The organism is Alloacidobacterium dinghuense, assembly GCF_014274465.1.
Classification (GTDB): Bacteria; Acidobacteriota; Terriglobia; order Terriglobales; family Acidobacteriaceae; genus Alloacidobacterium; species Alloacidobacterium dinghuense.
Genome location: NZ_CP060394.1, coordinates 5,934,430 through 5,960,316 on the forward strand (window position 1 = coordinate 5,934,430; position 25,887 = coordinate 5,960,316).

The following is a 25,887-nucleotide window of genomic DNA, read 5'->3' on the forward strand; positions in this document are numbered from 1 at the left end:
TGAGCCTGCGCCAAATCACCCCAAAACGCGAACATCGCGCGTGTTGGGGGCCCCGAGCCTCACGCGTCCATGAAGTTCTCGTCGTGGGTAAGTTTTGAAGCCGCGCTGTGATTTGCGCGGTCAAATTGCGTTTGAACGCAAGTTTTTAGTGGAGATAGCAGAGATGTCGACGTACATTCCCAGCGCGCACGAGATTGAGCGCAAGTGGTTCGTGGTAGACGCGAGCGGCAAGACCCTGGGGCGTCTTGCGACCGAGGCGGCCAGTGTGCTGAGCGGTAAGCGGAATCCCAAGTACACCCCATACATCGATATGGGCGATCACGTGATCGTGATCAACGCCGAGAAGGTTCGGTTGACCGGCCTGAAGAGCCAGCAGAAGGTCTATCGTCGCTACACCGGTTTCCCGGGTGGCCTGCGCGAGGAGTCTTTTGTCCGCTTGCTCGAGCGCAAGCCGGAAAAGATTGTGGAAGAGGCGATCAAGGGCATGCTGCCCAAGACCAAAATGGGCCGCAAGATGGGCACGAAGCTGAACGTCTATCGCGGCGATCAGCATCCGCACCAGGCCCAGAAGCCGCAGCCTCTGGAAGTGAAGGCGTAAGGCATTTAAGTATCCTGCCGGGGAGAGGGAAAAGCAGATCCTTCGCTCCGCTCAGGATGACAACGTATAGAGAGTTCAGGACAAGCGAATGGCAGATTTGGTTCAGTATTACGGAACGGGACGCCGCAAGTCGGCGATTGCCCGCGTCTTTCTGCGCCCCGGCAGCGGCGAGTTCAAGGTCAACGACAAGGCGTTTGACGCTTACTTTGTCACCGAGCAGCAGCGCGTGGCGGCGAAGCGCCCGCTGGCTCTGACGGAGACCACGGCAACCTTTGACGTGATTACGCGGGTTGCCGGTGGCGGCGTAAATGCGCAGGCTGACGCGATCAAGATGGGCATTGCCCGCGCCCTGCTCGAGTTCAATGCGGAACTGCGCAAGACGCTGAAGGGCGAAGGCCTGCTGACCCGTGACGCACGCGCCAAGGAGCGCAAGAAGTACGGTCAGAAGGGCGCTCGTAAGCGGTTCCAGTTCAGCAAGCGCTAATTTGGTTTTGGGAAAACCCCACCCTGTCCGCAAATTGCGCGACAAGATGGGGCACCCGGACTTAGCAGCTGCGTAGAGTTTAGGTAGTTAAATCTTCCCAAATAGGGGAATCAATTCCGGCGACCTAACCATTGCCGGGATGCAGTCCACGAAGGAGGCTGTTTGGCAACCATCACCATGAAGGAGCTGCTCGAAGCGGGAGTCCACTTCGGGCATCAGACGAAGCGCTGGGATCCTCGCATGAAGGAATACATCTTCGGCGAGCGCAACGGCATTTACATCATCGACCTGCAGAAGACCCTGAAGATGTTCAAGGACGCGAGCAAATTCGTGACCGACATCACCTCGCAGGGCAAAGTAATTCTTTTTGTCGGCACCAAGCGCCAGGCACAGGACGCGATCGCCGAAGAGGCGAACCGAGCCGGGATGTTCTACATTAACAACCGCTGGCTGGGCGGGTTGCTGACCAACTGGGTGACGGTGCAGAAGTCGGTGAAGCGCCTTCAGGAACTGGATGAGATGGCCACCGACGGCCGCTATGATCTGCTGACCAAGAAAGAAGTCATTCGCCTCGAGCGCGAACGCAAGCACCTTCAAGCCAATTTGGCTGGCATCAAGAACATGAAGCGTCTTCCTGATGCGCTCTTCGTGATCGACTCGAACAACGAAGCAATTGCTGTGAAGGAAGCCCGTAAGCTGGGTATTCCTGTCGTCGCTGTTGTTGACACGAACTGCGACCCAACGGTGGTTGACTACGTGATTCCGGGCAACGATGACGCGCTCCGCGCGATCCGCCTCTTCGCTTCAAAGATTGCCGATTCGGCAGTAGAGGGCGTGCAAATGGCCGGCGATAAGACGCTCGCCGAAGTGGCTGGCGTGAGTGCTGACGGTGTGGCTGGCGATGTCGAAGCGGGCACGCTCGAAGGCATTCAGGCTGGTGCTCTGGAATCTCCGGAAGACGAGGTTGATCTGGAAGCAGCGCTGGGTGGAGGCATTCGCAAGTCGCCTGCAACCGTGAGCGCGCTGGACGACGCTGAGGCAGCCGAAAGCAGCTTCTAAGAGATAAAAGCAGCCTGCGCCGGTTTCGATGCGGACTGCGACGTATTCTTCGCGAAAGCGTGGCTGCAGTTCTTATCGAGCCACGCTTTTGTTGTGTTCCCGCGGTTTTCGTTCATCGCACTGTAAAGACAGGTTGTAACACTGATGTTTTTGGTGCGCGTTTTGCGGAAATCCAGCCGCCAATGAAAAGATTGAGTAGAAGGGATTTGGAAAAGGAATGTCGACTGTGAGCGAGAAGATTGATGCAAAGCTGGTGAAGGAGCTGCGCGAGAAGTCCGGCGCCCCGATGGGCGATTGCCTGAAAGCGCTGCAAGAGTCGAAAGGTGACATGGAAGAGGCTTTCGTCATTCTGCGCAAGCGCGGGATGGCCTCGGCGCAGAAAAAGGCTTCGCGTACCACGAATGAGGGCGCAGTGGGCACCTACATCCACGCAGGCGGCAAGATCGGCGTGCTGGTCGAAGTGAACTGCGAGAGCGACTTCGTTGCCCGCACTGCGGACTTTCAGGAGCTGCTCAAGGACATCGCCATGCACATTGCCGCGACCGATCCCCGCTACATTCGCTCTGAGGATGTAACGGCTGAGGATCTCGATCGCGAGAAGGACATTTTCCGCGCACAGGCGGCGGCGACGGGCAAGCCCGCTCCGGTGATCGAAAAGATCGTCGAAGGAAAGATGAGCAAGTTCTACGAGGAAGTCTGCCTGCTTGAACAGCCATTCATCAAGGAGCAGACGGTTTCGATCAAGGACCTGATAGCACAGAAGGTTGGCAAGCTGGGTGAGAACATCACCGTCCGCCGCTTTGCCCGCTTTAAGGTTGGCGATCCGAACTGGACGGTTGCTCAGACCAAGGCTGTTACGGAAGAAGCGCAGTCGTAAGAGAATTGTTTTGTGAAATGCGAAGGCCCGGTGGTATGCCGGGCCTTTTTTCATGGTCGGGAACTCGGCTGGTTCTGTTTCTCTTTGAAATAGAGAATCAGATCCAGATCGGTGTAAACGATATCGATCATGGCGGTGAACCCTCCGTCCTCCGTCACCGCGCAACCATCGCTGGAGGTTGAAATTGCTCTAAAGTGTACGCTTGTCCGGAGGCGATGCTTTGTTAAAGAGAAGTGACCGAACTCCATAAAAAGTGTCAGCTCTCTTTCAGAGAGTCGAATGGTTATCTGCCAATCACGTCGATTACCGTCGCATCCGAGCCGCTCCAGGCTTGTGCTCCTTCGTGGGTAAGTTGGTGTGAGCTGTCGTTCCAGTGCAGGTGCGTGATCTTTGCGTCTCCTTTTTCGTAGGCGTAGGTGTTGCCGTCGTCCTGAAAGAGGGCGAAATCAGCATCGGCTCCGGGATAGACATGGACTTTTGCAATCTGCTGGGGCTGCGAAGTGTTTTCGATGTAGGAACCGGTGGGGATGATCGAGCCGGCACGGACGAAGAGTGGAATGGTGTCGATTGGGGCATTGACAGTGATGGTCTGGCCGCCCTTTATGCGCTCATTCGTCCAGTAGTTGTACCAGTCGGCGCCTGCAGGTAGATAGATGCTGCGGCTGGTTGCGCCTTGCTCCGTCATCGGAGCCACGAGGAACGCCGGGCCGAGCATGTATTCGTCGCGAATGTCGATCACATTCGCGTCATTCGGGAAATCCATGAAGAGCGCACGCATGAACGGGGCTCCGGTTTGGTAGGTCTGGTAGCCGAGGGAGTAGATGTAGGGCAGCAGTTCGTATCTGAGCTTGAGATATTTTTCGAGTATCGGCTCTGCCTGTTTGCCGTAGGACCAGACCTCGTTGTAGCGGCGGCTTCCATGTGTGCGCATGATGGGCAGGAAGGTCGCGTATTCGAACCAGCGCGTGTATAGCTCGACGTAGTCGTCGTAGCCGCCGACGTTGTCGTGAACGTCAGACGGATCGATCAGCGGGGGATGCTCGGGATGATGAACGGCGGGCAGCGGCTGCCATCCGCCAGTATCGTTGCTCCAGTAAGTCAGACCGGATGCTGTGAAGTCGAGGCCTGTCGGGACCTGGCGCCTGAAGGCGTCCCATGTGGCTGTGATGTCGGACGACCAGAAGATCGCGCCGTTTCTTTGTGCGCCGAGATATGCGTCGCGCGAAAGGACCAAGCCGCGATGTGGCGTGTCGCGCCGGAAGCCATCGTAAATCGCAGCGGTGTGAAAGAGGGGATAGACGTTGAAATATTGTGTGCCGGGGCCGATCTGCAGATAACTGCCGTTAGGAGGGAGATCGGGCTCGGTTTCATCGGCCCAGATGGAATCGAAACCTTTGCTGATGATGTTTTCTTTGATCATGTTCCAGTACCAGTGGGCTGCGTCGGGGTTGGTCGTGTCGATGTCTGAGCCTGCTTTGTCAAAAGGCAGGCCGTTTGTTGGCGTGCCATCGGCGAGGTGCTCGAACCAGCCTTTTTTCAAGATGAAATCGTAGTAGCGCGAGCCTTGCTCAAAGCGCGGCCACACGCTGATCATCGTCTGGAAACCCATTTTGTGCAGCTCGCCGTTCATCGCTTTTGGATCAGGCCAGAGATTGGGGACGAAATCCATCTGGCCCATCTTTGAGTAGTAGAGCCAGTCGACGACGATGACGTCGGCAGGCAGATGGCGCTCGCGATAGCCTTTGGCAACGGCCATTACCTCATCCTGCGAGCGGTAGCGCTGCTTGCACTGGATGTATCCGTAATCAGCTTTAGGCAAGAGAGGCGTCGCTCCGGTTAACAGGCGGTAGCCTGCGTAGATTTCGTCTGTCGTTTTGCCAGCGATGAGGAAGAAGGAAACGCGAGCACCCGCTTCGGAGGTCCAACTGGTGCGCTCGTTGAAGTGCGGGGCGATGGTGGTCTTCGACGGATTATCCCAGACGATACCATAGCCGTAATTTGTAACCATGAAAGGCACACATACGCTCTGGCCGCCGGGAGCGTTGTAGTCGTGCCAGCAGTGCACGACATGACCCCGATGATCGAGATAACCCTCCTGGTTTTGTCCCAGGCCATAGTAGTGCTCATCGTCGGGCGAAGCGAAGTCCGCACCCACCTGGTAGAAGTTGGGGTCGGTGGTGCGACGGTCGTATAGGACTTGCGAATTGCCGTCTTTGTGATTCGGTGCGGACATGGACCAGCCATTCAATTCTGCCAACGTCTTGCCTTCCGGAGTTGTGAATGTGATATCCGCGCCGGGAGTTGAGCCGCTGAAGTACTTGCCGGGATCCATGACAGATTGTGGTGGAGGCGTGCCGCCCGTGCGATGACCTTTCAGCGTTACAACCAAGCGCGATGATCTATAAACGTCATCGATACCGCCCTGAGCGTGGTTCCAGCCTGTGGCTGAAGGCGAGGCGACGAAGCCATATCCGGGAGCAGCGAGCGCAGGGTCTTTGAGCAGGCTGAGCGTAACGCGGATGACATTGGGAGCGTATGGCTCAAAGACGATGGTGGAGTCGCCGCGTTCCATCACGAGGCGCTGCTCGCCAGCCTGCGCGTTCGCGTAAGCAAATGAAATCAGGATTGCGGCGCTGACAATGGCTGTAAGAGAAAACTTCTTGATCAGTTTCTGCACGCTGGATCCAGGTAAAGAATGAAGTGCTCTGCGCAGATGAGTGTAAAACGGTTTAGCTGGGAATGTCTTGTTTTCATACCGAGGCAGCGACGGCGTGCATTTTGCCCACGCAGCCATTGCTGTGGGAACTCAGGGCAAGGTGCGTCAGGCGCAAAAAGAAAGGGCGACCGGTGAACGGTCGCCCCTTGACACTGTGGGTGAAGCTTTAAACATTGAGCAATCTGTCAAAGAACGTGCGGTAGCGTTGCAAGGCAAGGCGCAGCTCTTCTGTGGAGACATCCTCTCCACGGTCCCATTGTTTTTCCAATGTGGAACGCTCCTCAGAAAAACCAGCCGTGAGGCGGTCCATTGCGGTAGCGACCAACTTATCGGCTTCTCGCACCGCCCAGCGCGGTTCATCCACGAAACCTGCCTGAACGCTGCCCCAGCGTGTGCGCAGATCTCCTACGTCCGCCGTTGAAAATAGCGGCGTGACGGAATTTGCAGCCGGTGAAGATTGTCTGTTCATGGTTGCGGGAGTCGATTCGAAATCGCGAGTGTCGAAATCAGACCTCGTTGTCGCATTCTCGACAGGCAGCGAAGCGTTTATCAATCGCGGCTTGTTCAGGGATTGAGTCTCGTTATCGTTCTCTAGAAAGACTCCTTCGCGATCGTTTGCCATTTTCGTCCGGTCAAAATACTGCTCTTCTTCCTGACGTCTTAGTTCTGCCATTATGCCACCTCTCGTTTCGCGCGCACGGCATTCGATTCAAGCAGTTCATCGAATAAGGTGCGGTAATAAATCATTGAATTTCGTAGATCTTCAGTGCTGGCTTCGCCGCGTTGGTGTCGCAGCGCGACCTCGTGAGCCGCGCGATAGTTGTTCACTACGAGCGGGTAGTGCACCGAAATGTCTGCTGACCGTTGTTCGAAGTCCGTCATCGGGTAGCCGCGAAACTGCATCAGCCTTGTGACAAGAGCATCCGCTTCAGTGACTGCCATAGCCGGATCGTCTACGAAGCGCGACTGGACGATACGCCACTCGGTGATGAAGCGCTCGCGCTCGTCGACAGCGAGCGTGCGAAGATGGAACTTCTCCACTCGCTGTTGCCGCTCCAGCAGAACCGTTTCCGCACGAGTGGCGCCTTGCTCTTTGACGACCCGCTCGTATTCAGGGCCAAAATTCTTACGCAGCACCACAGTGCGTTGACGTTTCCGCATTACTGCCCAGACAACGATAAGCAGAGCGATCACTGCCACCGCTATGACGACGATTATCTTGGGATCCATGCTGCCTCCGCTGTTAAAAGGGATGCCTCCCTTTGGTCGCCTGTTGTACTGGATTCCCATTTCACCCCCACCGAGTCGCATGCGATACTCAAAGAGAATGTACAATCGCGTCGTTTTGAAGCTTTCTGGAGAAGCGCTGGCCGCAGGACGCGGCTTTGGCGTTGACGGTGACCGCGTCCACGAAATCGCTGGCGAAATTGCCGAGGTCAGGGACTTGGGAGTGGATATCGCTATTGTGGTTGGCGGCGGGAACTTCTTTCGCGGCGTGGCCGAGCAGGCCAAGGAAATGGATCGCGTCTCGGCTGACCATATGGGCATGCTGGCTACGGTCATCAATGCGCTGGCTATTCAGGACGCACTGGAGAAATGCGGCGTACATGCGCGGGTGATGTCGGCGATTGAGATGCATCAGGTTTGCGAGCCTTACATCCGGCGACGGGCGATTCGGCACTTGGAAAAGGGTCGTGTGGTGATTTTTGCCGCTGGCACCGGAAATCCGTACTTTTCCACAGATACGGCGGCATCTTTGCGAGCCATGGAGATCAAGGCGGACGTCTTATTGAAAGCGACCAAAGTGGAAGGCATCTACGATGCTGACCCGGTCATCAAAACCGATGCTGTGAAATTTGAGCAGATTACGTATATGGACATCCTGCGGTTGGGCTTGAAAGTAATGGATACGACCGCAGTTAGCCTGTGCAAAGACAACAATCTGCCCATGATTATCTTCAACATGAACCGGCCGGGAAATATCCGACGCGTAATCAGCGGGGAGAAGGTCGGGTCACTGGTGACAGCCTGAGTTTAGAGACGCAATACGCCTCCTCGGCTGCAGTGCTGGAGCAGCCTGCAGAGATACTGCATCCCTCCCCTGAGGCTGGCGCCGCAGTAGAAGTTATAAAACCTGCAAAGAAATCGTTATTACCGGCGCTGTCCGGCCTGCGCGCCTTCGCTGCTCTGAATATCGTCTTTTACCACTTTTCGAATCCGAAGTGGTTTGGACCGTTCGCTCCTATCGTTGACAACGGGTATACGTCGGTCAGCTTCTTCCTGCTGATGTCGGGCTTCATTCTCGCGTATAACTACAGCGACCGCGCGCAGAGTGGTCAGTTCAAAGTCAAGCATTTCTGGATTGCTCGCTTCTCGCGGCTTTATCCCGTATACATCTTCGCCCTGATTGTTTCGCTCGGCATGCTGATGGCCGAGTGGCATGTGCGAACCCATGGCGAGTTTGCGCTTGGCGTGGTTCTTACGCCCCTGCTTTTGCAGGGATGGATTCCGAAGCTGGCGACTTTCTGGAATACGCCGGCGTGGACGATGTGCACCGAAGGCTTCTTCTACTTGATTTTCCCGGTGGTGGTCTGCTGGCAGCGTCCGCAACGGTGGCGTGGTCTGATTGGTCTGCTCGCTCTACTCTGGGTTGCAGGTATGTTCTTGCCAACGTTGTACACGCTGCTGCAGCCTGACGGTCCGCATCCGGGGCGATATACAGACAGCTTCTGGATGCGCGCGCTCAAGTTTTCGCCACCGCCCCATGTGCCTGCATTTCTGTTTGGCATTGTGCTGGCGGATGTGGATGCGCGCATCTCTCGGGCTAATCGCTGGCGGCTGTTGCTGGGTATTCTCGGCGTGGGGGCGATATATACAGTGCTTTATTACGGCGACCTCATGCCGTTTGCCCTGATGCACGATGGCTTGCTAATGCCGCTCTTTGGCCTTGCCATTCTCGGCCTTGCCGGACACAACATTGTTGCCCGCTTTTTTGGGTTCTGGCCTTTCGTTGCTGTGGGACAGGCGAGCTATTGCCTGTATATTCTGCACTTCAATCTGTGGGACCTGATTCACAAGTCGCATATGCTCGAGGCGACGCATCTCATCGCGTTCGATCCGTGGATCAGCTATGGGCTGCTCGTTGCGGGGGCGCTGCTGACGATGAAGCTTATCGAGAAACCGACGCAGAAGTGGATTCGCGGATTGGTTCGTTAACAGGCTTAGACGGTGGCCAGCGGAGTGTCAGCAATCACCACCTGATTCCGACCGCCATGTTTTGCCAGATAAAGCGCGCGGTCGGCTGCGCGCAACATTTCTTCCAGCGTGGTACCCGACTGCGGATATGTGGCTACCCCGACGGAAATGGTGATTTCGCGCAAGGCCTCGCTGCGGAATCGGACCCTGAGTTCACTTACGCGCTGTCGAATATTCTCAGCGCGCTCCAGTGCGGATTCCTGCGAAGTTTCCGGCAGGATGATGACGAATTCCTCACCGCCGTAACGGCAGATGATGTCTTCGGCCCTGACAGATTGGCGGAAGGTTTCGGCAACTTCGCGCAGGATGCAGTCCCCGGCTTCGTGCCCGTAGGTGTCGTTGAATTTCTTGAAGTGGTCAACATCGAGCATCAGGATGGAGATGTCGGTCTGGTTTCTTGCCGCGCGGCGTACTTCGCGATCGAGCGAGATTTCCATGAAATGACGGTTGTAGAGATTGGTGAGGCCGTCGCGGATCGATTGATGTTCCAGGCGTGCGCGCAAATTCAATCCGGCGATAGACATGGACGCGATTTCCGCCAGTTCTTCCAGATTGTCTAGATTCGCTCTAACATCAATCCCGACCAGCACTGTCGGGCACTCTATGTAGAGGACGCCAAGCGTATCTCCATGCGCCGCCAATGGAATGCACAAGTAGTTCTCTGGAGAAGCACCGACGAAGTGAGCGCAATGAACCTCGGATTGTCCAGGCTTTCTCCACCTGAGTGTGCCGGATCGGAGACCGCAACATGCGTCGACGGGAAAGCCATCCAGCAATTTTGTTTCACCCTGCGACTCTGAAACGATCTCCACCATGTGGCGCGAATTGTTGATCATGAGGAGCGCAGCATGCACGGAAGGTAGTAGTTGCTTGGTGTAGCGAACGACTGCCTCATGCGCCTGCGTCGGTCTTGTGCAAAGCTGTAGTTCCTCGCGGGCGGCGGTCAGCAGGGTCGATTCAGAAGCTCGTTTTTGCAGGGTCAGCACTGTGACTTCGAGTTGGGAATTTGCGTTAATTACCTGCTGGTCCAGCCTTCGACGACGTCTCGCGTCACGCACGAGGAAGGCGAATAGGGCGATGACTACTGCGAGCGAGACAACCAGAAAGCCAGCGCCAGCGAGCAGGCTGCGATAGATGCTTTTCTGAGATTCTTCGGTTCGTTGACTGAGGAGGGTTCGTTCCGATTCCTGCATTCTGCTGGCATCGTCACGGCACTCGAAGACCTTGTTGTGAGGACTCACGCCCTGTGGCAGAGCTTCATTTATCTGCTGTTTAAGGCCCAAGACGCAGTTGTCGAGTTCGCGTGCTCGCGCCACTTGCGCCGCATTATCCTTTACCAGCTCAACGAGGTGTACGAGGCCGGCATCCAGCGCAATTGCATTGGCTTGAGCGACAGAGATGTCCTCTTCATTTTTCTCCAAAATGTAGAGGCGGCTGGAAAGGTCGATGCGGTCGAGCCGTTGCGAGGTCAGCTGCAGAGTGCTCAGCACCTCCTGAGAATGGTCCCGCCAATCGCGTGAGGCTACCAGGTGCTGGGTAGTGTTGTAAACGAAGAAGGCTGAAGCGCAGATAAAGAAGATAGCGCCTGTCGCGGCGAGCAGCAACAAAGGAACTGTGTGGTCCTTAGTGTTTACCGTAGATGGAACTGGTGTATCCACTCAATTATTGAAGATATCGGCATCAAATCCCGGATGCAGAGCCAAGGATCTAAAGTTATCCAGTGTAGAGAGTGGATCAAGTGTACCGCAAGGGTCGCTGGCATCAAAAGCTAAATTGACAGCAATAAAACGGTTTTCTTTCTATAGTAATAGCCCGTACTGAGGGTGAGTTTCCACCTTCTTAAGCTCCTTTGCTGACAGATTGCACTTATAAACTAGGCGGCAAGAGAAGTTAGGAGTACTTTGGCAGATCGATTTCTCAGACTGTGATCGGAGAACTGGCTGCCTGAACGCGGTTACGTCCGCTTTCCTTCGCGTTATACAGGGCGCGGTCGGCCGAGTGGACTAGTTCCTCGACCGCCTGACCGGCCTGCGGGAATGTCGACACCCCGATGGAAATGGTTACTTCTTTCGTTGCTTCTCCGGGAAAGTCGAGGCGCAACTTGCTCACGCGCTGGCGAATGTCTTCCGCGCGCCAGAATGAAGCCTCGGCTCCCATGCCGGGCAGAATGACAAGAAACTCCTCGCCTCCGTAGCGGCAGACAATGTCTTCCGTGCGTACGGCGTCGCGCAGAATTTCAGCCACTTTTCGCAGGATCTGGTCGCCCGCTTCGTGGCCAAACGTGTCATTGAATCGCTTGAAGTGGTCGATGTCGAGCATCAGCAGCGAAAGGTCGCCCTTTCTCCTTGCGGCCAATCGCAGTTCGCGGTCGAGGGAGATTTCCATGAATCGACGGTTGAAAAGATTCGTCAGTCCGTCACGAATGGACTCGCTTTCAAAGCGCTCGATCAGATTGAGACCGGCAATCCACATGGAACTCATTTCCGCCAGCCGTTGCAGGATATTCAAATGGGCATCAAGCTTATCCGAATCGCACTTTTCGGGACATTCAATATAGAAAATGCCCAAAGCTTGTCCGTGCGCTGCCATCGGCAGACAGAGATAGTCCTGAGGAGGGTTTCCAAGAAAATGCGCGCAGTCGACCTCGGAATTGCCGGGCTTGCGGTGACGTGCGCGAGCCCCGCGGAGTGAGCAGCAGGCGTCAAGCGGGACCCCGTCCATAAGCTGAGCCTGATGGTCGGACGTAGTGGCAAGATCGAGCAGTTGTCGTGAGTGATTGACCGTGAACAGCGTGATTTTCGCAGCGGGTAAAACCTGTGCGACGTAACGCTGGGCAGTTCGATATCCTTCAGCCGGAGTCGCGCATAGCTGTAATTCTCCCCGCAGGGAAGTCAGCAAATTAGTTTCTGTTGCTTGGCTTTCGAGGGTTTTCACCGTGACCTTGAGGCGGTCATTGGTATCTGAGATTTGCTTTTCCATCTCGATCCGCTTACTAGCATCCCGCAGGAGAATACCAAAGAGAATGAGGACGACGGTGAGCGACACCAGCAGAAAGACAACCCCTGCGATCAGGTTTTGGTAGGTAATCTGCTGCGCCTCGGAAATACGCTGCTTCAGCAGAATGGCCTCCTGCAGCTGCATTTGGCTAATGATGTCGCGACACTCCAGTACCTTTCGAGTCATACTCATTCTGTCTGCCTCGGTGCTCTGTTGAAGTTGTGCAAAGAATTGTTTCTTCAGTTCCTGCACGCAGCTATCGGCATTCTGCGCGCGGCTACGCTGACCGGGATCCCTCACCAGATTCCGGAGCTGCTCCATGTCCGTGTCCAGTGAAACTCCAGTTGCCCGAACTGTATTCAGATCGTCTTGATTCCTCGCGGTCAGATATAGGCGGCTCAGGTAGTCGCCTCGTTCCATCTGTCGCGCCGTCAACTCCAGTAAACTCAGCACTTCCCGCGAATGTCTCTCCAGTTCGTGGGACCCGAGCAGACGTAGTGTGTTCCTGTAAAAAATGGCTGCGGCTGTGCACGTGAACAGTAATGCCCCGAGGGCGCCAAGCATGAGCAGAGGTATAGTACGACTTCTTGCACTCAGCGCAGATAGGGGCTTCATACCCAAGAGCGGCGCACCGATGCGAGAAGTGTACAGCACAAGGTATGAGGCAAGAACGAGTTTCGTTGAGAGTCTCTAAGGTATAAGTTGTATTTTGCCTGCTACACTAAAAAGTTTTGTTATGACGGATTCAACTACACTCCAACCTGCCCGTTCTTTGCGTGTTGCCGAGAGCATTGTTGAGCTCATGGGACAGACGCCCATGCTGCACCTGTGTCGTCTCACAACACCCCAGATGGCTGATGTCTACGCCAAGCTTGAGTTCCTCAATCCTGGCGGCAGTGTGAAGGATCGCGCCGCCCTTGGGATGATCCTTGATGCAGAAGCGCGCGGCATTTTGAAGCCGGGTTCGACAATTGTCGAGGCTACGGCGGGAAATACCGGCGTGGGGCTTGCGCTTGTCGGCGTGAATCGGGGATATAGGGTCATGCTCTTTGTTCCCGAAGGCTTTGCCGAGGAAAAATGCATTCTGATGCGTGGTTTTGGCGCGACGGTTGAGCGCACGCCTGAAGCCGAGGGTATGCGCGGAGCGATTCAGCGTGCGCTTGAATTCGCGAAGAGCGGCGAGAATATCTTTCCCGCCCTGCAGTTCGATAATCAGGCGAATCCGCGATTTCATTACGAGACAACCGCGCGGGAGTTGTGGGAACAGATGGAGGGCCGGGTTGATGCCTTTATTGCGGGAGTGGGCACCGGCGGTACCTTTACTGGCGTTGCACGGTTTCTGAAAGAGAAGGATCGCAACATTCTCACTGTTGCGATTGAGACGGAAGGCTCTGTGCTGCAGGGTGGCGAGCCGGGACCGCATAAGGTGGAAGGCATCGGCGCGTCTTTTATTCCCAGAACATTCGATTCTGAAGTTGCGGACGAGATCGTGCGCGTTACGGATGTGGATGCTTTTACGATGGTCAATCGCCTCGCGTTGGAAGAAGGCGTGCTCGCCGGATCGAGCGCGGGCGCGATGGTGCACGCGGCAATCGATGTTGCTGCAAAGCTGGGACCGGGCAAGCGCGTTGCGACACTGATTCCCGATTCGGCGGAACGCTACCTCTCGAAGAAGATTTTTGAAGGTGGGCTGTAGCAGAGCCTGCCTGTCTCTGATAGCCTTTGCGGGCTTAACAATCAGCGAAAACAAGTGTGCAGGAGCACAAACGAATGACGAAATCGAATCATGGATTCTCGACCCGCGCTATTCACGATGGACAGGCGGCTGATCCGCTGACAGGCGCGGTCAATGTGCCAATCTATCTCTCTTCTACTTATCAACAGGAAGAAATAGGCAGGCACAAAGGATATGAGTATGCGCGAGTCTCGAATCCCACGCGCGATGCGCTGGAGACGAATCTCGCATCGCTCGAAGGCGGCTCAAGCGCGCACGTTTTTGCGAGCGGCATGGCAGCCATCATGGCGATGGTTACGATGCTGAAGTCTGGCGATCATGTCATTTGTGGTGAAAATGTCTACGGCGGGACAGCGCGCCTCTTCAACCAGATCGTTGTGAACTACGGGATCGAGTTTACCTATGTCGATACGTCGGATGTCGAAGCTGTGCGTCGAGCGATCAAGCCAGAGACGAAGCTGGTACATATTGAGACGCCAACGAATCCGATCATGACCATAACGGACATCCGCGCCGTTGCGGAGATCTGCCATGCACACAAGATTGAGTTGAGCGTCGACAACACGTTTATGTCGCCGTACTTCCAGCGGCCCATCGAACTTGGTGCCGACATCGTAATGCATTCGACGACCAAGTTTCTTAATGGCCATAGTGATGGTCTTGGCGGCGTGCTTGTCGGAACGACTCCAAAGCACAAGGAGCAATTTGCCTTTGTGCAGAAATGCACGGGTGGCATTCTCTCGCCATTTGAGTGCTGGCTGATATTGCGTGGTGTTAAGACGCTGGCCGTTCGCATGGAGCAGCACGATGAGAGCGGGCGCAAGGTTGCGGCCTATCTCACGCAGCACAAGAAGGTGAAGCAGGTTTTCTATCCGGGCTTGCCGGAGCATCCGCAGCACGCACTCGCAAAGAAACAGATGACTGGTTTCGGATCGATGATCTCGTTTGAAACCGGATCGCTCGAAAAAGCGAACACGCTGCTCAAGAGCGTTCACGTTTGCACATTAGGCGAATCGCTGGGTGGGGTAGAGACGCTTATCTCGCATCCGGCCACGATGACGCATGCTGCGGTTGGGGAGCAGGAGCGGGCGAGACTCGGCATCACCGATGGTCTGGTGCGCTTGTCTGTTGGTATTGAAGACGTTGACGATCTGCTTGCCGATCTCGATCAGGCACTGGCGACGTTGTGAGGAAGGTCCTTGTCTCCTGGAGCAGCGGTAAAGACAGTGCATGGGCGCTCCACCAACTACGGCAGGCAGGCGAATATGAAATTGCCGGGCTGCTGACGACGGTAAACGCTGCCTTCGATCGCGTGGCCATGCACGGGACGCGCCGCGAGATTCTTGAAGCACAGGCCGATGCAGTGGGGGTGGCGCTGTGGACCGTTCCGCTGCCATGGCATTGTTCCAACGCAGAATACGAAGCTGCGATGAGTGATGCTTGCCGGCGCGCGGTCGTTGAAGGAATTGAGGCAATCGCTTTCGGCGATCTGTTTCTTGAGGACGTGCGCCGCTATCGCGAAGAGCGCCTCGCAGGCACTGGGCTCGCGCCGATTTTTCCGTTATGGGGTATGAATACGGTTGCGCTGGTGCGAACTATGCTTCATGCGGGAGTGAGAGCACGCATCGTTTGTGTCGATCCGAAGAAGCTGCCGCGAGAATTCGCGGGGCGCGATCTCGACGAATCTCTGTTGGAACAGTTTTCGCCAGATATCGATCCGTGTGCGGAGAATGGTGAGTTTCATACCTGTGCTTACGCTGGTCCCATGTTCCATAAGCCGATTGCAATTGAGAGTGGGGACGTGGTGGAACGGGATGGATTTGTTTTTGCGGATGTGAAGCTGGCTCCGGAAGCCGTGGGAGCATCCGGAGCCAGCGGTCGTTAGCGGCGACCGTAGTAATAGGGATGATAGTAGTGCGCATGATAGTAAGGCCGCCCGTAATAGGGGTGATAGTAGCTGCGATACGCCCAGCGTCCCGGCACCCAAACCGCGCCAGCATAGTAGCCAGGGGTCCAAATGTAACCTGGTCCCGGGCAAGGTATTGCATACACCGCAGCAGGGCCGACGCGGACTGCAACCCCAACCTGCGCATGAGCAGCCGCAGTGGTAAATAAAGCACCAACGGCAAGGGCAAGAGTGTAAAGTGCGCGTTTCATCATGTTCATCCTCTCAGCGTTTCGGCTTCGTTTTTGTCTGCGAGCCTGAACGCTCATTCTTTCCATCAGTGTGAACAGCAGTTGCGGATAAATGTTGCGCGGACTTTGCACAGCCGCAGCATTGCGGCGAGTAAGTAACTGCATCGTTCCTGCGCATTTGTGCAGCGCGCTGCTACAGTAATCAGAGCGTTCTGAAACTATGTTTGCAAAAGCACAGAGGGTGCACTTTATCGGGATTGGTGGAATCGGCATGAGCGGGATAGCCGAGATCCTGCTGAATCTCGGCTATGCGGTTTCGGGTTCCGATCTGCGCCGGTCTTCCATCACCGACCGCCTTGCGTCGCTTGGGGCCATCGTCTTTGAAGGTCATGCGGCAGCCAATGTGGTTGGCTCTGGCGTTGTCGTCACCAGCTCTGCCGTAAATGAGCATAACCCGGAAGTCATCGAAGCAAGATCGCGTAAGATTCCCGTGATCCAACGCGCTGAGATGCTCGCAGAGCTGATGCGCTTGAAGTACGGCATCGCCATCGCTGGCATGCATGGCAAGACAACCACAACATCGATGATTGCGACTGTTCTCGCGGCGGGGAATCTTGATCCTACGGTTGTGGTTGGGGGCAGGGTCGATGCTCTCGGTTCCAACGCGCGTCTTGGCAAGTCGCAGTACCTGGTTGCGGAGGCAGACGAGAGCGATCGCTCCTTTCTGAAGCTGTCGCCGATTCTCGCGGTTGTCACCAATCTTGATCGCGAACACATGGACTGCTATCGCGACATGGCGGACGTGGAAGATGCTTTTGTGGAGTTCATGGACCGCGTCCCCTTTTATGGGAGTTGTGTCGCGTGTATCGACAACGAGCAACTAGCTGGAATTCTGCCGCGCGTGCGTCGCCGTGTTTTTACTTATGGGACGACATCCAAGGCAGACTTTATTACGCGCATGCTGCCTCCGTGCGATGAAGCGCGCGCACGATTTGAAGTTGCCGCAAATGGTCAGGTTTTCGGGCCATTTTCGCTGCATGTTCCCGGACGGCACAACGTGCTGAATGCAACGGCTGCAGTCGCTATTGCCGCGCAGTTGGAAATTGCTCCGGAAGCCATGGCACGAGGGTTGGATTCATTTCGAGGCGTGGATCGGCGTTTTCAGCTGAAGGGTTGCGAGCGCGGTGTTGCTGTGATTGATGACTACGGCCATCATCCGACGGAAATTCGGGCCACTCTGCATGCGGCGCGCGAGTGTAATTATCGCCAGGTTCACGTCATCTTCCAGCCGCACCGTTATTCGCGGACGCGCGATCTCATGGAAGAATTTCTAAGCGCTTTTGAAGAGGCCAATACGGTGGAGATGCTCGACATCTATGCCGCGAGCGAAGAGCCGATTGCGGGTGTCACGAGTAAGGCGCTGGTTGAAAAGATGCACCAGGACGGTGTCGAATATGCTGCCAACACGGAAGAGGCAATCCAACGCGTGGTGGAGCGCGCCAGCAAAGGAGATGTGATCTTTACGCTGGGCGCAGGCAATGTCTCCCAACTTGCTCCGCAGGTCCTTGAGAGACTGAAATCAGGCAGTTAGCGAGAACAGCTCAGCGATACGATATTCTGATAGATAGTGATTTCTGCACGAATTCTCGCAGTTCTGATGGGTGTTGGCATTCTCGGCCTCGTCAGTTCCACCGTCTTCCAGGGCCTCGTCTTTGCGGGTGCCTACCGTTTTGTGATGGCACGGCGGAGGCATCGCATGATGGCGCAGGTCCCTTATCAGCCGTTTGTGAGCCTGTTGAAGCCGCTGCATGGCAACGAGCCGAATCTTGACGCGCACATCACCAGCTTTTTCGAACAGCACTACGGCAATTTTGAAATCTTGTTCTGTGCACGCCACGCCAACGATGCAGGCCTGCAGACTGCACGCAAGGTCGCTGCTCGTTATCCTTCCGTTCCGGTCAAATTCTTAACGACCGGCGAGCCCTCGTACATCAATGCCAAAGTGTCGTCGCTGGAGAAGATGGCAGCCGCAGCGACGTCAGACATTTTCATCATCAGCGATAGCGATGTGCGAGTGACGCCGAACTATATTCGCGAAGTTGTTGCTCCATTTGTGAATGCGAAAGTTGGAGCGGTCACTTGTCTCTATCGCGGTGTGGCTGACGAAGGCGTCTGGTCGGAGCTCGAAGCTGCGGGTATGTCCATCGAAATGACTTCAGGCGTGCTGGTCGCGAACATGATGGAGGGCATGCAATTCACATTGGGTCCGACGATGGCCGTGCGACGCAGTTGCGTCAATGAGATGGGTGGGTTCGGCTATTTGGGACCGTACTGCGCGGACGATTTTATTCTGGGCAATCAGGTCGCGGCTCATGGACATGAAGTCGTCCTCTCGGATCACGTGATCGACCACATCGTTTTGAATCTGAGCTTTGCTGCATCGGTGAAGCATCAGGTTCGCTGGATGAAGTCGACGCGCTTTTCGCGCCCCAAAGGACACTTTGGAACGTCGCTGACGTTTGCTGTGCCTTTTGGATTGCTCGCCGGTTTCGCGGCGTTGGCCCTGCACATGCCACGTTTGGCATTAGCGTTCGTCGTTTACAGCGTGGTGGCGCGCGTGATGCTGGCGGCAGTCGTGGGCAAGACCGTAGTTGAGGAGCGTCATCTGCTGCGAACAAGTCTGCTCTATCCGCTGCGCGACCTGCTTGGATTCTTCTACTGGGCGGCGAGCTATGCGAGCAGTCACATATTGTGGCGTGGGCGCGTGTATCGCCTGGCTGAGGGCGGCCTGATGCTGCCGAGTCAGATCGAGGGCGACGAGCCAATGAAACGGTCGGCTGATAAAACGGTCGGCGAAGAACCGCTCAGGGGTCGCTGAACGATTCTCTACTGACCGCTCCTTAGCAGCCTAGAGCGGCCGATCTGTATATAGCGTGTTGTGCGAGAGCTCCTGCAGTTTGACCAGATGCCCTGCCAGCAGTGTCTCCACATGATCGTGGTGGTCGCCGGGCACAAAGAGAAATTTGCGCGGACCATTGCCCCACGTCGCAGTCAGATCGTTGTCATCGAGAAAGATGTGCGGAGCATCGGGGTAGTATGAGCCCCAGATCATTGATGAAGACTTGCCATTTACGAGCAATGCCTGCCGATGGGTGTAAAAGACGAGTGATGATCCGTCTGCCTGATCGCCATAAAGGATTAATTGATCGGTAGGCGATGCCAGGTGGTTGACGGTGTCTGCCATTGCCCGCGAGGACAGCATCGGCTCGAAGCGAACGAAGGCTATGTGTGCAGCGATCAAAAAGACAGCCGAGGTAAACGCGACGGATACTGTCGACTCAAATGAGTGGCCACGCCTGCGCAGAATCCACGCCACGAGCGGGCCCACGAGCAACGTCACAGCTGCCAGTGCAGCAGGTAATCGCAGTGCTGCGAACGAAGGGCCGGTGAGATCGAAGAAGTGGGACGAGGCCAGGGAATAATCACCCACGCCGCGATGCGCGAGCAGCGTACCGATGTCCGACTCATAGGGCAGATTGCGCGACGTCCACAGCCCGGCTCCAAGCGCGACGGCGGCAGCGATGCCGACGATCGCAAATGCAGCGTGCGCGCCGGTGAGCCACTTGCTTTTCGCGTTAAGCCAGCGTCCTGCTTCCGGCGCATCTTCGACTGCGCCCAATGCGCCTGCGGTCAGGATCAGCAGCGGAAGATAGGCTGGCCAGGTGTAGTACTCCTGATTGGTTGAGATGGCAAAGAAGAGCAGAATGAACGCGGCATAGAGCGCGAGCAGCAGGCCGGTGCGTGCGCGGAAACGTACCCGAGCCGCCATTCCGGCTGCTTCATAGGCTGTGCTGCGGGCATCGAGAAAGTGCAGCGTATCGGATGCGTTGTAGCGCACGTCGGCCCAGGCAAGCCTGCGATTCCGCCATGCGCGGCGCAGGGCAACCGGGAAGTACAGGCTCCAGGGGAAGAGCCAGACTAACTGACCCAGCCAGAAAACCCAGAACGGCTGCTTGTTGTAGTCGTGCGGATAGCGTCTGCCGAGGAAGCGCAGAACGTGCTCGTTGATGAAATAGAAGTAGAAGAAGCCGTGAACGTGTCCGGGCGTTGGGACATTGCCGACAGGATTGCCATGATCGGGATTTCGCATCCCGGCCAGGATGTGCCACGGTGCCGCAATCGCAAGAAACATGAGCAGGCCGGTCAACAGACGCAGTTGCCGCCACTTGCGCCATTCACCGGTAATGAAGAGATACGGGATTACGGCGGCAAGAAAGAAAACTGGAGCGATGAGCCCTTTTGCCAGCACCGCAATTGCCAGGGCAGCGTACATCCCATACATGCGCGAGGGCTTGCGGTCTTCGAGGCCGGTGAGAAAACAGTAGAGCGCGAGTCCGATGAAGAACGTCAGGATCGATTCCGGAATATAGAAGCGCGTCCAGAGAAAAACACCGAAGCTTGTCAAAATTGCCAGTGCTGCGTAGAAGCCGGCGCGCTCACTGTAAGCTCGCCGCGCCCAAAACCATGCGAGCACAGCACAAGCCAACACGCCGAGCGTCATGGGCAGATGCGTGGCAAACACGTTGTAACCGAAGATGTGATAATCAATCGCCACCATCCAATAGGGCAGCGGAGGCTTCTCGAGATAGCGAATGCCGTTCACATAAAGCGTCACCCAGTCGCCGCTGACAGCCATGTGCTGGGCGGCGTTGGCGTGGGTTGCATCCGCATCATCTAAAAGAGAAGGCGTAAACAGCGCCGCAAAATGAACGGCGAGAAAGACGAGTAAGAGAAGCGTCCAGGTTTTTACCGGAGACGAAAGCAGTGCAGGTTTGCGAGGATTGATACCAGGCAATATCGATTCAATCATGATAATCCCAAAGCTTTAGAATATCAGCGCAGTGGAGCGAGCAAGATCAAACCGAACACAGGCTCGCCCGTCCCGAGCGGCCAAGCCCGATGCGCGCGAGGCGCACCTGCGCAAAATCACAGCAACATTGCGCGGAAATCTGGAGAAGTGCGCGAGCAATCCTGACGTCGATCCGGTGCACGACGTGCGCACAGGCACGCGCCGGCTTCAGGCCATGGTTGAGTCGATCCTGCGCGAGCGCGATGAGGATCATTCGCTGCAAGAGCCAACGGAAGAATGGCTTGGCGCTCTAAAGAAGATGCGTCGCGCGGCTGCTCCGGTGCGCGATCTCGACGTTCATCGGAAACTCTTGCAGAAGTTGGTCAAGGAGATAAGCAGGAACGAAGCGACTGGGGCAACCGCTGGAGGCGGAAATGCTGCGATGAGTGCTCCTCCGGATGTTGCTGAGATTCCGGTAGTCGCCGCCCTGCCTGCTAATCCTCTGATAGAACACGCGCAACATTTGGATGCGTGGCTTCAACATGCGCGCCAGCACAATGCCGAAGCTCTCAAGAAGAAGGCCGCAAAGCTTCTCGCAAAATTCGACGCGGAAGCTGCTGCCTTTGAGTCCGCCATGAAGCTTTGGCCGCGTATGCGGCGACGTCCGCAAAGCGCCGCCATTGTTGCGCTCGAATCATTTGCGCGCCTCGTACATGAGATGGAGCAGCTTGATGCCAATAATCTGCACGACTTTCGCAAGGGTGCGAAGAAGGCGCGGTATATTGCGGAATCTGCTGCTGAAGATGCCCATGCCATTGCCGTCGGAAAGGTGCTCAAGAGGCTGCAGGACGACATCGGCGACTGGCATGACTGGCTGGTTCTTGCAGAGGAAGCCCGTACTGCGCTTGGAGACAAAGGCAACGACATCATCGCGTTGCTGGACACTGAACGTGACCATCACTACGTGCTCGCGATGAAAACGGTGAACCGGTTGCGCGGGAGGCTCATGGGCGAATGGCTGGCAACGTCGCAGCCCCGGCGTCGTTCTCCATCCTTAGCTTCAAAGACGACGCGAACGAGAACTGCGTCATCCTGATTGTGGGCCAAACGGGCTTCTAGATCTTGTTTCACGGCGCGCGTGCAATCTTTTTGTCACATAGTTCGTGTATCTTTCTTGAAAGACCCGAAGAAACCCGAGCACACTCCCCAAAAGAATGCAGACGTTTGCCGCCATCGACATCGGTTCCAATTCCTGCCGACTCAAAATTGCCCGTGTAGTTCAACATCAACTCAAAGTTTTGCACGAAGACCGTGAGGTTACGCGTCTTGGTGGCAGCGTATTTGAAACCGGCCTGGTTTCACCAGAGTCGATGGCCGCAACGCTCGACGCTCTGAAGCGCTTCTACCGCGCCACACAGTTGCATGGAGCGGATAAGGTCCGCGCGGTTGCCACGGCTGCCATGCGTGATGCACGCAATGCTCGCGCCTTCCTTGCCTGGGTGCGCGATGAGACTGGCTGGGACGTTGAGATTATCTCGGGACTTGAGGAAGGTCGCCTGATACATCGCGGCATCATGAGCAACGAGCCTGGAACCGCAGGCCGCTGCCTGCTGATCGACGTGGGCGGCGGCAGTTGCGAGATTTCGCTCTCAGAACGTAAGCGCATTAAGGAGACCGTCAGCGTCCCGCTCGGTGCGGTGCGGCTGACCGAAGAATTTCTGCAAAGCGATCCGCCGTCGAAAGAAGATATCGCGCGTCTCAAGCAGTTCATCGCTCGCGAACTCCGCAAGGCCGAGCGGCGCGTCCATCCGGTGGAAGTTCAGACCGTGATCGCTACATCGGGCACGGCGGCTGCGCTCTCGGAAGCCGGCAAGTCTTTGGTGAGCAAACAGCGAGCCAGGGAAGCAACCGGGAAAAGCGACAGCCTCACACCAACGCAGCACGTCCGCAAGCTGACCGAAAAGCTCACGAAGATGACCAACGACGAGCGGACGAGCGTCCAGGGTGTCGGGCCCCGCCGATCCGAGATCATCGTTGCCGGGGCGCAGGTTTTCGCTGAGCTGCTCGAAGCATACAGGTTGCCAGGATTCCGTTATTCCTCGATGGGGCTGCGCGATGGGATTCTCGCTCAGATGCTCGCCGAGCAGGATCCGCGGGCAACGGCGCATCAACAATTTGAGCGGGACCGGTGGGAGTCAGTGCTTGAAACCTGCCGCAAATATGGTGTTGATCCGCGTCAGGCGGAGCCTGTACGCCAACATGCTGTGCAGCTTTTTCGGGACCTTGATCCGGTGCATAGGCTGCCTCCTGAATATCTCACCTGGCTGGAAACGGCGGCGATGCTGCGCGATATCGGCAAGTTCATGAACTATCAGGGCTATCATCGGCATGCGCAGTACATCATCGCCAACTCGGAAATGTTCGGATTTACGCCGGCGCAGCGCGTCATTACCTCGGCCGTCGCGCGCTATCTCGGCAAGAGCCGGCCGGAGCCAACGGGACGCACCATGCGGCAGGTGCCTCCGGAGGAGCATGAGCATGTGCGTCGTGCGGTGGTTTTATTGCGGCTCGCGGTGGCGCTCAATCAGGACCGAGCCAGCGACGTTTTGCGGGTAAAAGTGCGCGTCTATCCCAAGCAGGTATTGCTGGAAATCAGTCCGGGGCCTACCGGTGCAGCTCTGGAACTCTGGTCGCTGCGCAAGGAAGCGGTTTACTTCCGCGAGGTTTTCCGCAGAGACCTCTTCGTCACGTTGGTATAAACACCGCGCAAGATGCGCGGATCGACCAGCCAGTTCAGCACGCCTGGACGACGCCCGCAGTCGACGCGTGCGATGGCTCCTTTGCGCAGGCGAAGACTTGCGCGGCCCGGCGAAACAATCATCGAGCCGAGAAAATGCTCCAGATTGGGGTTGTGGCCAACCACCAAGATATTTTCGTGTGGTCCCAGGCCGGCGATGTACTGCTGGAAAGTGGCGACTGTCGCACCCGGAGCCAAGGCATCTGTTACCTGGATTTTCGTGTCATAACCGACTTCCGTCCCAACCAGTGAGGCAGTTTGTAATGCACGTTTCAGCGGGCTGGATGCGATCAGATCAAACTGCACCCGCAACGCATTCAGAAAGCTGCCGACGAGAATGCATTGCTGCTTTCCTTCCTTGTCCAACGGGCGCTTCACGTCCAGGAGGGGATTTTCGCGGCGTATACCCGCACTTGCATGGCGAAGAACGTAGAGATTCATGAATTGGTAAGGCCTTTTTTCAACTGTGAGTATGCGAGAGCCAGTAGTTTCTGGCCAGCATCTTAACCTGATTGTAACAATTGGTTGGTTTGGTCTTTTCAGGCGGGGCGTCGACCGGAAGTAACTGGAGCAGGCGAGGGGATCGGCTCGACAGGAAAGCCAGGATCAACGCCCGAGCTTCCCGGCCTGGAAGGCGGAAGCGGATCCGGGTCTGGATCGGGCTCCGGCGCGGGTTTGGGAGACGGTTGCGGCCAGGTCCCGGGGTCGATGCCGGGAATTCTATTGAGAAGCGTCGGGTGGAGCTGAGAGAGTAACCAACGTGATAGGGGGTCGGAGGTCGCCATGGTGCTCAGTGTGATAGAAGGGGGCAAGCCGCTATGGGTTGCCCGGAACTGCGAGACTCATCGCTGCCAAAGTTGACTTATTAGTAATCCACGGAGCCACTGCTTTTCGCTGCACAATTGAAATCCACATCCCTCCAACGCGGTTTGCTGGTCGGGCAAGGACCGCACTTCGAGTCCGGTTAACAGGCCGAAGGCTGCATAAAGGCTTGAAATGACGGCTCGCCCAGCTACGGAAGCAGTTTCTCCTGATGACCGCGCAAACTCTGAAACCACCCATGAGGCATTTGCGGCTAACCGGGGAGTAATTCGGTCTACAAGTGCCTCAAGATCAGGCTGAAATAAGCAATCAAAGAAGAAATGTGTGACGACGAGGTCGTAGCCACTTTTGGCAGGTGTGAAGCCGCGAGCGTCGGCCTCGTGCAGGGTGATGCGCCTTCGCGCTTCGGGCGTGAGCCGTTCTCTTAGGAGACGCAGCATGGCCGGACTTATATCGACCACGTCAGCTTCAATCTGAGGATTGGAGTGAAGTAGCCGCGCCAGGAACCGTCCATCGCCGTCACCGAGCACCAGGGCACGCCGAGCACTCGTAAAACTGGGCAAGAAGTGAAAGCGGCAACGTTCCAGTGACCGTCCGAATGTTGAATACTCCAGCCAGCGATAAGGCCGAGCCAGACGATCGAAGTTCAGCTGGCGGCTCACCCTAGCCACGCCACAAAGAGGAGTGGTGTCAGTAAGGCTGCGTCGACAGCGACACGTAGTTGCAGGGGGCCAAAACGCTGCTTGCGGCTCGCCAGCCAGACGAGCAAAAAGGCGCTCATCGCTGAAGCCAGAAAAAGGCTCACACTGGCGCCATCATGGAGACAGAGCAATGCCATAGCCAGGGAAAGCGCCAGCGTCGTTGATGCAAGACCTCGCAGGTGTCGTGCGGCCCATGACGTTGTTGAATGCGATGAATCTGTCGCGGAACCCTCCCAACTCTCGATCGCTACGCAATTCAGCCAGCACAAAACAGCGAAGATGGCGACCGGAGGTACCAGCGCAGACTTTCCGTTGGTGTCCCGTGCCCAGGTCGGTACTGCGGTTGCGACGGCAAACAGCACGCCTACGGCAAGCTCCTTCGGAAGCCATCGCTCTGCCTGGCGCCCATGAGTATGCACAATCAGGAAATAAAACGCTGCGAAGGCGAAGACGGCAGCGTCCCCTAAACGAGCCGCTGGCGACATTCGAGTAAATATGATCCAGGCAAAAGCCGGACTGACGATCGCACCGGCTATGAGAAAGGTCGATCGATGCTGTGAATAGAAGAAGTGCCGCTCACGAAGACGCTGCCAATTCGTACGATCCAATCCGTCAAGAATGCGGTCTGCCACGTAGATCAACCATGTTCCGACGGCCAGCAATGCAGGCGCTAACACAGGCAAATCGATATGCGCGACGCGGGAAAAACTCCAGCACCACAATGCGGCAACTGTCGGGGCATCCAGGCTGAGTAAGTGCCAATACACGGGGAGCTTCGCCGGGATGCTGGTGAATCGCGTTGTTGCCGAGGTCTGCTCAGCTGCAAGAGCCACACTTTATTGTAAGAGGCCAACACGAATC

The 25,887-nt window shown here is 56.3% G+C and carries 24 protein-coding genes; 14 read left to right on the forward strand and 10 right to left on the reverse strand.

Translation table 11 applies throughout. The features are described from left to right. The first annotated feature begins 163 nt into the window (after window positions 1-163). The 5 genes from rplM (at window position 164) to H7849_RS25025 (ending at window position 3,200) form a co-directional block, all read left to right on the forward strand. Window positions 164-598 carry a 50S ribosomal protein L13 gene (rplM, locus tag H7849_RS25005; protein ID WP_186743162.1) on the forward strand — a complete coding sequence of 145 codons (435 nt, stop codon included), beginning with the start codon at window positions 164-166 and terminating at the stop codon, window positions 596-598. Window positions 599-686: 88 nt separating this feature from the next. Further along, on the forward strand, window positions 687-1,082 hold the full coding sequence (gene rpsI / locus H7849_RS25010) for a 30S ribosomal protein S9 (RefSeq protein ID WP_186743163.1): 396 nt from the start codon (window positions 687-689) through the stop codon (window positions 1,080-1,082). Window positions 1,083-1,244: 162 nt separating this feature from the next. Beyond that, complete coding sequence (rpsB, locus tag H7849_RS25015) at window positions 1,245-2,141, forward strand: 30S ribosomal protein S2 (RefSeq protein ID WP_186743164.1); 897 nt, start codon at window positions 1,245-1,247, stop codon at window positions 2,139-2,141. A 217-nt stretch (window positions 2,142-2,358) separates the two neighbouring features. Continuing rightward, window positions 2,359-3,018 carry a translation elongation factor Ts gene (locus H7849_RS25020; RefSeq protein ID WP_186743165.1) on the forward strand — a complete coding sequence of 220 codons (660 nt, stop codon included), beginning with the start codon at window positions 2,359-2,361 and terminating at the stop codon, window positions 3,016-3,018. A 17-nt stretch (window positions 3,019-3,035) separates the two neighbouring features. Beyond that, window positions 3,036-3,200, forward strand: coding sequence for a hypothetical protein (locus H7849_RS25025; RefSeq protein WP_186743166.1), 165 nt, complete (start codon window positions 3,036-3,038; stop codon window positions 3,198-3,200). Window positions 3,201-3,301: 101 nt separating this feature from the next. Here H7849_RS25025 and H7849_RS25030 read toward each other — a convergent pair whose 3' ends face one another. The 3 genes from H7849_RS25030 to H7849_RS25040 all read right to left on the reverse strand — a co-directional run bounded on the left by H7849_RS25030 (window position 3,302) and on the right by H7849_RS25040 (window position 6,964). Beyond that, entirely contained in the window at window positions 3,302-5,695 is a 2,394-nt protein-coding gene (locus tag H7849_RS25030; RefSeq protein WP_251106477.1) for a glycoside hydrolase family 31 protein, read from the reverse strand. A gap of 205 nt (window positions 5,696-5,900) precedes the next feature. Next, window positions 5,901-6,407 (reverse strand): hypothetical protein, encoded by a 507-nt coding sequence (locus tag H7849_RS25035; protein WP_186743168.1) that lies wholly within the window; start codon window positions 6,405-6,407, stop codon window positions 5,901-5,903. Then, entirely contained in the window at window positions 6,407-6,964 is a 558-nt protein-coding gene (locus H7849_RS25040) for a hypothetical protein (RefSeq protein ID WP_186743169.1), read from the reverse strand. Before H7849_RS25040 ends, H7849_RS25035 begins: the two co-directional genes overlap by 1 nt. A gap of 97 nt (window positions 6,965-7,061) precedes the next feature. Here H7849_RS25040 and pyrH point away from each other — a divergent pair, with 97 nt between their 5' ends. Together pyrH and H7849_RS25050 are read left to right on the forward strand one after the other, a co-directional pair. After that, the gene (pyrH, locus tag H7849_RS25045) at window positions 7,062-7,766 is read left to right on the forward strand and encodes a UMP kinase (protein WP_186743170.1); all 705 of its coding nucleotides are present in this window, start codon (window positions 7,062-7,064) and stop codon (window positions 7,764-7,766) included. Window positions 7,767-7,798: 32 nt separating this feature from the next. Beyond that, entirely contained in the window at window positions 7,799-8,950 is a 1,152-nt protein-coding gene (locus tag H7849_RS25050; RefSeq protein WP_251106478.1) for an acyltransferase family protein, read from the forward strand. 5 nt (window positions 8,951-8,955) lie between these two features. Here H7849_RS25050 and H7849_RS25055 read toward each other — a convergent pair whose 3' ends face one another. Both H7849_RS25055 and H7849_RS25060 read right to left on the reverse strand, forming a co-directional pair. Continuing rightward, a complete protein-coding gene (locus H7849_RS25055) occupies window positions 8,956-10,647 on the reverse strand; it encodes a diguanylate cyclase (RefSeq protein WP_186743171.1) in 1,692 nt (563 codons plus the stop codon). 259 nt (window positions 10,648-10,906) lie between these two features. Beyond that, complete coding sequence (locus H7849_RS25060) at window positions 10,907-12,439, reverse strand: GGDEF domain-containing protein (RefSeq protein ID WP_186743172.1); 1,533 nt, start codon at window positions 12,437-12,439, stop codon at window positions 10,907-10,909. 283 nt (window positions 12,440-12,722) lie between these two features. On the opposite strand from H7849_RS25060, the gene cysK reads away from it, so the two are divergent. From cysK to H7849_RS25075, 3 genes are all read left to right on the forward strand, one after another. After that, window positions 12,723-13,682, forward strand: coding sequence for a cysteine synthase A (gene cysK, locus H7849_RS25065; RefSeq protein WP_186743173.1), 960 nt, complete (start codon window positions 12,723-12,725; stop codon window positions 13,680-13,682). 74 nt (window positions 13,683-13,756) lie between these two features. After that, window positions 13,757-14,911: a trans-sulfuration enzyme family protein gene (locus H7849_RS25070; protein WP_186743174.1), complete on the forward strand. Its 1,155-nt coding sequence runs from the start codon at window positions 13,757-13,759 to the stop codon at window positions 14,909-14,911. Further along, on the forward strand, window positions 14,908-15,606 hold the full coding sequence (locus H7849_RS25075; protein WP_186743175.1) for an adenine nucleotide alpha hydrolase: 699 nt from the start codon (window positions 14,908-14,910) through the stop codon (window positions 15,604-15,606). The genes H7849_RS25070 and H7849_RS25075 overlap by 4 nt, the downstream gene beginning before the upstream one ends. Here H7849_RS25075 and H7849_RS25080 read toward each other — a convergent pair. Then, complete coding sequence (locus H7849_RS25080) at window positions 15,603-15,881, reverse strand: YXWGXW repeat-containing protein (RefSeq protein WP_186743176.1); 279 nt, start codon at window positions 15,879-15,881, stop codon at window positions 15,603-15,605. The two genes, H7849_RS25075 and H7849_RS25080, sit on opposite strands and share 4 nt — an antisense overlap. A gap of 196 nt (window positions 15,882-16,077) precedes the next feature. Between H7849_RS25080 and murC the strand changes: the two genes are divergently transcribed. Both murC and H7849_RS25090 read left to right on the forward strand, forming a co-directional pair. After that, window positions 16,078-17,448 (forward strand): UDP-N-acetylmuramate--L-alanine ligase, encoded by a 1,371-nt coding sequence (gene murC, locus H7849_RS25085; protein WP_186743177.1) that lies wholly within the window; start codon window positions 16,078-16,080, stop codon window positions 17,446-17,448. A gap of 36 nt (window positions 17,449-17,484) precedes the next feature. Beyond that, window positions 17,485-18,735, forward strand: a complete 1,251-nt coding sequence (locus H7849_RS25090) for a glycosyltransferase (protein WP_251106479.1) — start codon at window positions 17,485-17,487, stop codon at window positions 18,733-18,735. A 30-nt stretch (window positions 18,736-18,765) separates the two neighbouring features. Here the strand turns inward: H7849_RS25090 and H7849_RS25095 are convergent, their stop codons facing one another. Then, on the reverse strand, window positions 18,766-20,727 hold the full coding sequence (locus H7849_RS25095; RefSeq protein WP_186743178.1) for an ArnT family glycosyltransferase: 1,962 nt from the start codon (window positions 20,725-20,727) through the stop codon (window positions 18,766-18,768). Between the two features lie 31 nt (window positions 20,728-20,758). Between H7849_RS25095 and H7849_RS25100 the strand changes: the two genes are divergently transcribed. Further along, window positions 20,759-21,802, forward strand: a complete 1,044-nt coding sequence (locus H7849_RS25100) for a CHAD domain-containing protein (protein WP_186743179.1) — start codon at window positions 20,759-20,761, stop codon at window positions 21,800-21,802. 118 nt (window positions 21,803-21,920) lie between these two features. Beyond that, complete coding sequence (gene ppx, locus H7849_RS25105; RefSeq protein ID WP_186743180.1) at window positions 21,921-23,465, forward strand: exopolyphosphatase; 1,545 nt, start codon at window positions 21,921-21,923, stop codon at window positions 23,463-23,465. Here ppx and sixA read toward each other — a convergent pair. From sixA to H7849_RS25120, 3 genes are all read right to left on the reverse strand, one after another. After that, on the reverse strand, window positions 23,417-23,944 hold the full coding sequence (sixA, locus tag H7849_RS25110) for a phosphohistidine phosphatase SixA (RefSeq protein WP_186743181.1): 528 nt from the start codon (window positions 23,942-23,944) through the stop codon (window positions 23,417-23,419). The two genes, ppx and sixA, sit on opposite strands and share 49 nt — an antisense overlap. A 401-nt stretch (window positions 23,945-24,345) precedes the next feature. Next, on the reverse strand, window positions 24,346-24,987 hold the full coding sequence (locus tag H7849_RS25115) for a class I SAM-dependent methyltransferase (RefSeq protein WP_186743182.1): 642 nt from the start codon (window positions 24,985-24,987) through the stop codon (window positions 24,346-24,348). Next, entirely contained in the window at window positions 24,984-25,859 is an 876-nt protein-coding gene (locus H7849_RS25120) for a hypothetical protein (RefSeq protein WP_186743183.1), read from the reverse strand. Before H7849_RS25120 ends, H7849_RS25115 begins: the two co-directional genes overlap by 4 nt. Window positions 25,860-25,887 lie beyond the last annotated feature (28 nt).